Here is an 8,838-nt window from a genome sequence, read left to right as displayed (position 1 = left end):
GCCCGGGCCCTCCCGCCGGGGGTGTTTTTAGCGGGGCCACGCACCGCCTGGCGGGCCCGCCCCGCCGGGGCGCCCCCCCCCCCGCGTCTCGGTCAGGGCAGCAGCTTGTCGAGGGCGGCGGGACCCTCCTCGGCCAGCTTGTTCCTGGCCCATTCGAGATTCTTCGGCGTGAGGTCCCGGCCGGCCGCGAGGACGACGTCCTCGGGTGACACCTCCGTGCCGGTGCGGATGTGGAGCCGGTCGTCCGGAGTGGCGCGGTCCTCGTTCGCGCGGACCTCGGACGACCGGGAGGCATCGGACTCTGACGTGGACATAGGGCTGCTCCTCGGTCCGGATCACTGCTTCGGTGCCGTTGCTCTGCTATCGGTCCCGACTTTCCCGATAACACCATTCAATGCCGGAGCGGCCACCGCATCCCGAGGGCAGCGCGACCTTGACGTGCCGCACCCGGCCATGCGTCGTCTAATGGGGCGTACCGAGCGAGGGGCCCGGCAGAAAAGGGCAGGCGCATGTCAGGAAGCGGAACCGGTGCCGGAGGGCGAGGGGCCGCGGGCAGAGCGGGCGGGCTGCGCCGGTGCGGCGAGTGGTGCGCCCGGCACGGCGTCATCGTCGTCGTCGCGTGGCTCGTCGCCCTGGTGGCCCTCCAGTTCGCGGACCGCTCCTTCGGCGGCGACTACTCGGACAACTTCACCCTGTCCTCCTCCCAGTCGCAGCGGGGCCTGGACGTCCTGGAGAAACACGACCCCGCGGCCGGCGGCTACAGCGCCCAGATCGTCGTGCACGACGCCGGGAAGCCCCTGGACTCGCTCGGCCAGCAGATGTCCACCACGGTGGCCGACCTGCAGAAACTTCCGCACGTCCTGTCCGTGCAGAACCCGCTCACCGCCCAGCCCGCCTCCGGCTCGTCGTCCGGACCCGACGTGGGGCCCCTGTCCTCGGACGGCCGGACCGGCTACATCACGGTGCGCTTCGACATCCAGCCCTCCCAACTGGGTGACGCCTACCTGCACGGGGTGGACGACGCCGTGCAGCCGCTGCGCGCGGCCGGCGCCGAGGTCGAGTACGGGGGACCGCTCGGGGAGCTGGCACGGCCCGACGCCGACGACCGGGTCAGCGAGCTGATCGGCTTCGGTGTCGCCGTCGTCGTCCTGCTGATCGGCTTCGGCAGCGTCCTCGCCGCCGTCACCCCCCTGGTGACGGCCCTGGTCGCGGTGGTCGGCGGCCTGGCCTGCCTCGGCCTGCTCGCCGCCGCGTTCACCTTCGCCACCGTGTCACCGACGCTGGCCACCATGATCGGACTCGGCGTCGGCATCGACTACGCCCTGTTCCTGATCACCCGGCACCGGCAGACCCTCATGGACGGCGCCGATCCGGTGCGGGCGGCCGGACACGCCACCGCCACCAGCGGCCGCGCCGTCCTCGTCTCCGGCTGCACGGTGATCGTCGCGCTGCTCGGCCTGTACGCCTCCGGGGTGTCCTTCATCGGCAAGCTGGGCATCGCCGCCGCGGTGACGGTCGTCTCGGCCGTCCTCGGCGCGCTGACCCTGGTGCCCGCCCTGCTCGGCCTCCTCGGCCGGCACGTCGACCGGCTGCGGGTGCGCCGCCCCGTCGCCGAGACCGACGCGGAGCAGGGCGCCGCACCGCACGGCACCTGGCACCGCTACGCGCAGCGCGTGGAGCGCCGGCCCTGGCACTTCCTGGCCGCCGGGGTCACGGTCGTCGTCGTCCTGGCCATCCCGGTCTTCTCGATCCAGCTCGGCCACATCGGGGACGGCGCCGACCCCACCTCCTTCACCGACCGGCGGGCGTACGACCTGATGACCGACGCCTTCGGGCCCGGCTCCAACGGCCCGCTGACCGTCGTCGTCGACCAGAGCGGCGTACCGCAGGACCAGCGCTCGGCCCTCGCCTCCCAGGTCACCAAGAACCTTGGCGAGGTGCCGGGCACGGCCGCGGTCACGCCCGTGACGCCGACCCAGGACGGCGACGTCCTGCTCGCCACGGTCTACTCGAAGCAGTCCCCGCAGGACGCCGCCACCACCGGCCTCACCAACCGCCTGGTCGACACCACCCTGCCGGACGCGGTCGCCGGCACGGACGCCAAGGGCTACGTCACCGGCACCACCGCGGCCCAGGTCGACTTCCGCGACATCGTCGCGGAGCGGCTGCCGCTCATCATCGGCGTCGTGGTCGCGCTGGCCTTCCTGATCATCCTGGCCGTCTTCCGCGGCCTGCTGGTCGCCCTCAAGGCGGCCGTCCTCAACGTGCTGTCGATCGCCGCCTCCTACGGCGTCGTCGTCGCCGTCTTCCAGTGGGGCTGGGGCGGACCCGCGCTCGGGGTCAACGGCACCGTGCCCATCGAGAGCTACGTGCCGATGATGATGTTCGCGATCATCTTCGGGCTGAGCATGGACTACGAGATCTTCCTGCTCTCCCGCGTGCACGAGGCCTGGCTGCGCACCGGGGACGCCAAGGGGGCGGTGGCCCACGCCCTGGAGATCACCGCACGGGTCATCACCTGCGCGGCCCTGATCATGGTCAGCGTCTTCGCCGCGTTCATCATCAGCGACAACATCGTCGTCAAGATGCTCGGCCTCGGCCTGGCCGTCAGCGTGCTCATCGACGCCACCGTGGTCCGCCTGCTCCTGGTACCGGCCGTGATGACGCTGCTGGGGCGGCACGCCTGGTGGACACCCCGGTGGCTCGACCGGATCCTGCCGCACATCGACGCCGAGGGGGAGCACGAGCAGGGCCTCAGCGCCCCGGCGGGACCGGGGGAGTGAGGACGAGCATCGTCACGTCGTCGTCCACGTCCGGGCAGAAGCCCACCAGGTCCTCCCAGACACGTTCGACGAGCCCGGCGGATTCCCCCGCGGCGAACGCGGCCAGCCGCTCGGCCAGCGGATAGAACGCGCCGCCGGCGTTCCTGGCCTCGACCACACCGTCGGACGCGAGGAAGAGCCGGTCGCCCGGGCGCAGCGCGACCGTGGCCGCCTCGATCGTGCCGGCGTCCGCCAGCCCAGCCCGAGCGGCGTCCACGGTGCGACCTCCACCTCCGAGGCCCTCGTGCCGCGCAGCAGAAGGGGCGGCGGGTTGCCGCAGACGACGACGCGCACCTCGCGGGCGTCGGCGGAGAACTCCAGCAGCGCGGCCGTCGCGAACAGCTCGGCGTGCCGCGAGCCGGCCGAGTCCACCAGCAGCCTGCGGTCGAGCCGGGCGGCGACCGACACCAGGTCGGGCTGGTCCAGCACCGCCTCCCGGAACGCCCCCAGCAGCGAGGCGACCGTCGAGACCGCGGCCAGGCCGTGTCCCTGCACGTCGCCCATCACGGCCCGGATGCCGAAGGGACCGTCCCGCACGTCGAAGAAGTCGCCCCCGACCAGCGTCCCGCGCTGCGCCGCCCGGTACAGCCCCGTGCAGCGCACCGCCCCCACCAGCTCGGGCAGCGGGGGCACGACGGCATGCTGAGCGGCCTCGGCGACCGTGCGCTCCAGCGTCAGCTGGGCGTCGCGGCGGCTGCGGACGAAGGACACGAACACGCTGAGCACGGAGACGAAGACGACGGTCAGCAGGTCGGTGTTGCCCGGCCGGTCGAGCTGGAAGGCCGGGATGTTCAGCAGCGCGACCACCGCGCCGCCCAGCAGAGCGGTCGCCAGCGGGCTGTACGACAGCACGGCCAGCGGCGGGATGGCGCCCAGCAGGAAGCCGATGTCGAGCGGGTCGTGGCTGACGAGCGTCGCAGCGCAGACCGCCACGACCAGGGCGAGCGGCAGCGCCCGCACCCAGCGGGGCGGCGGTGCCCCCGACAGCCAGCCGCGCCGGTCCTCGCTCCGGCGCGGCGGCACGGCGGGCACGTTTCGCACACCACCACGCTCCTACGGCGTGCCGCCCGGCGCACGTGGGAAGGCACGCCGCGCGGGCCTCAGAACGCGGTGAGCGTCAGCCGGATCCCGGTGGGCGCGGTGTCCTGCACGTAGGAGGCGAAGTCGGCCACGTCGTCGAAGGCGAAGCCGTACGCCTTGCCGTCCTCCGTGGCCGCGTGCACCGCCCGGGCGTAGTGGTTGGTGAGCGCGGCGCGGTAGAACGACGCGGCGTCGGCCGTCGGCTGGGCGGCCGAGGAGAGCAGGGTGGAGCGGTTGAAGCCGGCGCCGAGGACCGCGGCGACGGGACCGGTCGTGCCGTCGTTGGGCGCGGCGAGCGCGCCGTCGCAGAACAGCACGTCCCGGGTGGACGGCCTGGCGAAGGAGACCTGGGCGGGCCCGTCGAAGGTCAGCCGGTCGCCGCGCACCCGGCCGGTGAAGACGCCGGCGTTGGTCGTGACCGTGAGGTCCCTGCCGGTGTAGGTGCTCCACACCTCGTCGATGTACGGGGCGAGATAGTCCGCGGGGAACAGGCCGGCGTCAAGCCCGTGCCCGGGGGCGATCACGCGACGGTCGTCCACGACCAGCGGGGCGAACTCCTCGACCTGCCGGAGGGCCGAGAAGACCGCCGCCCGCCCGCCGGGGCGCACGGTGCCCGTCGTCTGGTCCTTCGCCCCGGTCAGCCGGATGCCGAGCGGCACGCTGAACATGTCGACCATGGTGGTGTTGCAGAACATCCCGGCCGCGTTGTACGTGAACTCGGCGCAGTCGTGCAGCACCCCGTAGTTGGGGTCGGAGGCGACCCAGCCCGCCGGGTACTGCAGCGCGGGAGTGCCGGCGCCGTCCGTGACCACCTTGAACTTCAGCTTCTCGCCGAGCGACACGTAGATCCGGCCGGAGAGGTACGGCAGTGACAGCGTTGTCGCGCCGCTGCCGGCGAGGTCGATCGCGTAGTCGGTGTAGCCGTCGGCCCCGTTGTCCGAGAGGGCCACGGGCACGACGGTGCCGTCGGGGGTGACGCGCACCTGGCGGCCGTCCTGGTTGCCGACGATATAGACGTGGACGTCGGCGTTCCCGAAGGACCCGGTGCTGTTGACGATCGTCAGCGGCAGGGCGCCGGCGGCCTCGGGGGCGGCCGTGCCACCGTCCGCACCGGTGCCGGCGAGGGCGTGCGGGGCGACGGCGGCGACGGCGGGTGCGGCCACGACCGCGCCCCCGAGGGCGACGAGCAGCTTGCGGCGGCCGAGGGGGCGCTGGTGACGGGGAGTCATGTGGGGGGTCTCCTGGGTGATAGGGGCCTGCCGGTGTGGGGGGATCGACTGAGAGCGCTCTCAGGCGGTGGCCCGATGGTACGCAGAACGGATGCCCCGGCCAACCGTCCCGGAGGCTGCTCAATTGCCGCGTCGGGGGAGGAAGTTGACGGACGGGGGCGCCTATCCGGAGCGCTTAACCGGCGCTTAGGGCCCACTTAATGGTGGGCCCCCGGCCGGCCGGAGACCCGGCGCGTTGACCTTGCCGCTGGCGGCAGGGTTGCACGATGACCGGCATGGACATCAGCGCCTCACCCAGCAGCAGGATCGTCGTCGTCACCGGTGCCGGTACGGGCATCGGCCGCGCCACCGCCCGTGCCTTCGCCGCCGAGGGGGCCCACGTGGTCGCCGTCGGACGGCGCCGCGGACCGCTCGAGGAGACGGCGGCCGGGCACGAGCGCATCGCACCGCTGACCGCCGACATCACCGCCGACGGGGAGCCCGAGCGCATCGTGCGGGCCGTCACGGAGGAGTACGGCCGACTGGACGTGCTGGTCAACAACGCCGCAGTCGTCCACAGCGGCGCGCTCGGCACCCTGCGCCAGGAGCTGATCACCGTTCAGCTCGACACGAACCTCGTCGCCCCCGTGCTGCTGGCCCAGGCGGCGCTGCCGTCCCTGGAGGCGTCCGGCGGAGTGATCGTCAACGTCAGCACGTCGGTGGGGCAGCGGGCCTGGCCGGGCGGCTCGGTCTACGCCGCCACCAAGACCGCCCTCGAACTGCTGACCCGAAGCTGGGCGGTCGAGCTGGCCCCTCGCGGCATCCGGGTGGTGGCGGTCGCCCCCGGCGCCGTCGACACCCCCATCGGCGAGCACCAGGGCCTGACGCCGGAACGCAGGGCCGAGGTGCGGCGGTGGCAGCTGGCGCACACCCCGCTGGGCCGGATCGGCAGGCCAGGGGAGGTGGCCTGGGCGATCACCCAACTCGCCGCACCACAGGCGTCGTTCGTCACCGGCGTCGTGCTTCCGGTCGACGGCGGGGCGGTGGTGGCGTGATAAGGATGCCCCCGGAGGTGGCACGGGTGCGCATAGGTGAACTGGCCAGGGCAGCCGGGACGACGGCTCGGGCGCTGCGGCACTACGAGGAGGCCGGGCTGATCTCCTCGGAGCGGGCCGGCAACGGCTACCGCGTCTACGACGAGCGGACCCTGGTGCGGGTGCGCAACATCCGCCACCTCCTGTCCGTCGGGCTCACCCTGGACGACGTACGCGTCTTCCTGCCGTGCCTGGACGGCGACGTGGCCACGGCACCGCCCTCGGACAAGGGCCTGCGGGTGGCGCGGGAGCGGCTGGCGGTGCTCGACGAACGCATCGCCGCCCAGACCGCGGTCCGCGACCGGCTGGAAGCCGCGCTGCGGGAGCAGACGGGCAGCCGTATGCGTCCGGTGGCCTGACCGGACGTCCGGCGGGACGGCCCGGCGCCGGTCCGGCAACAAGGCGAAGCGCCCCGGCGGCCGTCAGGTGTCACCGTCCGTCGCCGAGCAGCGCCTCGGCCGCGGCGAGGATCTCCGTCACCCGCAGCCCGAACACGGCGTCGCACGGATGCGGGCGCCCCGTCCGCGCGGCGGTCAGCAGGGCGTCCACGGCCCGCCCGTAGGCCGGCACCGCGCCCTGCGAGCTCTCCGGCATCAGCGTCACCCCGGTGCCGCCCCGCAGCTCCACCGCGGCCCCCGCCGCGGCGGACGGTGCCGTCAGGCTGAGCGTGAGCGTGCTGGACGTCCCGCCGGCGTGTTCGAGGACCAGGTGGACGGTGTCGCCGGGACCGGGCGCGGCCGCCGCGACCTGCCGCACGTCCCCCAGCGCCGGCAGCAGGACGGACAGGGCGTGCGGGCCGACGTCCCACAGCGCGCCCTTCTCGCGGCGCCACGGCGAGCGCGCGAACGGGCTGTCGCCGCCGAACACCGCGCCGAGCCACTGCGCACGCGCCGTGAACCAGTCACCGGCCTCGGCCTGCTCCGCGATCCACGCCTCGGTCCCGGGCTGGAACCGGACCGTGAAGAACACGACGGACGCCACGCGGGCCTGACGCACCGCCTCGACCACCGCCCGCCCCTGCGCCACCGTCGTCGCCAGCGGCTTGTCCAGCAGCAGATGGCACCCGGCACGCGCCGCGCGCACCGCGAGCTCGGCCTGCACGGCCGGCGGCAGCGCCACCGCGACGGCCTCCACGTCGCCGAGCAGGGCGTCGACGTCCTCGTAGGCGCGCGTGCCGTGCCGTTCCGCCAGCTCCTTGGCGGCCTCCGGCCGGCGCCCCCACACGCCGGCGAACTCCACGTCCTCGTGCCGGTCCAGGGCGGGCGCGTGCGTCATGTCCGCCCAGGGGCCGGTACCGAGCAGTCCGATGCGCATGCCGCCGCCTCTCCACGTGCCGAACCCGTCGCCGGCCGGAGCACCACCGCCACCCGGCCGACGCCGAGCGTGTCACACCGGCCGGGTGCCCCGGCAAGCCCCCGGCCGGGGAAACACGACGCACCCGCCCCCGACGGCTCACCGGCCCGCCCGGCGACGACACCGGTGCCGGCACCGCACCCGCCCGCTTTCCACGGCGCCGGTGATTCTGCCGATCCCCCCGCCCGCCCCGCCCGTCGACAGTGGCACGGCCAGCCCATAGGCGAGGCCCGCCCGGCGGATGTCCCGGGACGCGACCCCACGCGTCCCGGGCCGTGTGCGACCACCGGCCGGGCGACTCGCCACGACAGAGAGGACGACTCGTCGTGCAGCAGAACCCCCACACCCAGGCCGCTCCCCGCGGTACGCGCCGGCGGCTGGCCGGCGTCACGGCGGCACTCGCCGCCGCCGTCGCCCTCAGCACCCTCACCGGCCCGGGCGCCCACGCCGCGGACAACCCCTACGAGCGCGGCCCGGCGCCCACCACCTCCAGCATCGAGGCACTGCGCGGCCCCTACGCCGTGTCGGACACGAGCGTCTCCTCGCTCGCGGTCACCGGTTTCGGCGGCGGCACGATCTACTACCCGACCAGCACCGCCGACGGCACGTTCGGCGCCGTCGTCGTCGCGCCCGGCTTCACCGCGTACCAGTCGTCCATCGCCTGGCTGGGCCCGCGCCTGGCCTCGCAGGGCTTCGTCGTGTTCACCATCGACACCCTCACCACCGTGGACCAGCCCGACTCCAGGGGACGGCAGTTGCTCGCCGCCCTGGACTACCTCACCGAACGCAGCTCCGTACGCGGACGGATCGACAGCAGCCGGCTCGGCGTCATGGGCCACTCCATGGGCGGCGGCGGCACGCTCGAGGCCGCCAAGTCCCGGCCGTCGCTCCAGGCGGCGATCCCCCTCACCCCCTGGAATCTCGACAAGACCTGGCCCGAGGTCAGCACCCCGACCCTGATCTTCGGGGCCGACGGCGACACGATCGCCCCGGTCGCCTCCCACGCCGAGCCCTTCTACTCCAGCCTGCCGTCCAGCACGGACCGCGCCTACCTGGAGCTGAACGGCGCGACCCACTTCTCGCCGAACACCTCCAACACGACGATCGCGAAGTACAGCGTCTCCTGGCTCAAGCGGTTCATCGACAACGACACCCGCTACGAGCAGTTCCTGTGCCCGCTGCCGCGGGCCGGCCTGACCATCGAGGAGTACCGGGGCAACTGCCCGCACGGCTCCTGACGCCCCACGGCACCGTCCGGCGGCGGTCGCGCGGTACCGCGCG

Annotated in this window: 7 protein-coding genes and 1 pseudogene; 4 read left to right on the top strand and 4 right to left on the bottom strand. The window is 73.9% G+C overall.

Translation table 11 applies throughout. The annotated features are described in order from the left end of the window. Positions 1 to 92: 92 nt before the first annotated feature. Entirely contained in the window at positions 93 to 314 is a 222-nt protein-coding gene (locus ACFWJB_RS35215) for a hypothetical protein (RefSeq protein WP_385472886.1), read from the bottom strand. Positions 315 to 509: 195 nt separating this feature from the next. Here ACFWJB_RS35215 and ACFWJB_RS35210 point away from each other — a divergent pair, with 195 nt between their 5' ends. Beyond that, complete coding sequence (locus ACFWJB_RS35210; protein ID WP_386927379.1) at positions 510 to 2,783, top strand: MMPL family transporter; 2,274 nt, start codon at positions 510 to 512, stop codon at positions 2,781 to 2,783. Here ACFWJB_RS35210 and ACFWJB_RS35205 read toward each other — a convergent pair. Both ACFWJB_RS35205 and ACFWJB_RS35200 read right to left on the bottom strand, forming a co-directional pair. Continuing rightward, positions 2,755 to 3,863, bottom strand: a pseudogene (locus ACFWJB_RS35205) (PP2C family protein-serine/threonine phosphatase). The gene ACFWJB_RS35210 and the pseudogene ACFWJB_RS35205 overlap by 29 nt on opposite strands. Positions 3,864 to 3,922: 59 nt before the next feature. Next, positions 3,923 to 5,131 (bottom strand): glycoside hydrolase family 64 protein, encoded by a 1,209-nt coding sequence (locus ACFWJB_RS35200; RefSeq protein WP_385472880.1) that lies wholly within the window; start codon positions 5,129 to 5,131, stop codon positions 3,923 to 3,925. Between the two features lie 266 nt (positions 5,132 to 5,397). Between ACFWJB_RS35200 and ACFWJB_RS35195 the strand changes: the two genes are divergently transcribed. Beyond that, positions 5,398 to 6,165 (top strand): SDR family NAD(P)-dependent oxidoreductase, encoded by a 768-nt coding sequence (locus ACFWJB_RS35195; RefSeq protein ID WP_386927376.1) that lies wholly within the window; start codon positions 5,398 to 5,400, stop codon positions 6,163 to 6,165. 26 nt (positions 6,166 to 6,191) lie between these two features. Continuing rightward, complete coding sequence (locus tag ACFWJB_RS35190) at positions 6,192 to 6,563, top strand: MerR family transcriptional regulator (protein ID WP_385472874.1); 372 nt, start codon at positions 6,192 to 6,194, stop codon at positions 6,561 to 6,563. A gap of 70 nt (positions 6,564 to 6,633) precedes the next feature. Here the strand turns inward: ACFWJB_RS35190 and ACFWJB_RS35185 are convergent, their stop codons facing one another. Beyond that, the gene (locus tag ACFWJB_RS35185; RefSeq protein ID WP_386927374.1) at positions 6,634 to 7,518 is read right to left on the bottom strand and encodes a Gfo/Idh/MocA family protein; all 885 of its coding nucleotides are present in this window, start codon (positions 7,516 to 7,518) and stop codon (positions 6,634 to 6,636) included. Between the two features lie 365 nt (positions 7,519 to 7,883). Here ACFWJB_RS35185 and ACFWJB_RS35180 point away from each other — a divergent pair, with 365 nt between their 5' ends. Continuing rightward, entirely contained in the window at positions 7,884 to 8,795 is a 912-nt protein-coding gene (locus ACFWJB_RS35180; protein ID WP_385473659.1) for an alpha/beta hydrolase family protein, read from the top strand. The last annotated feature ends 43 nt before the right edge of the window (positions 8,796 to 8,838 follow it).

Origin of the sequence: Streptomyces sp. NPDC127100, assembly GCF_042724095.1 — a bacterium.
In the GTDB taxonomy this organism is placed as follows: Bacteria; Actinomycetota; Actinomycetes; order Streptomycetales; family Streptomycetaceae; genus Streptomyces.
This window is presented reverse-complemented; position numbering and strand designations above follow the sequence as displayed.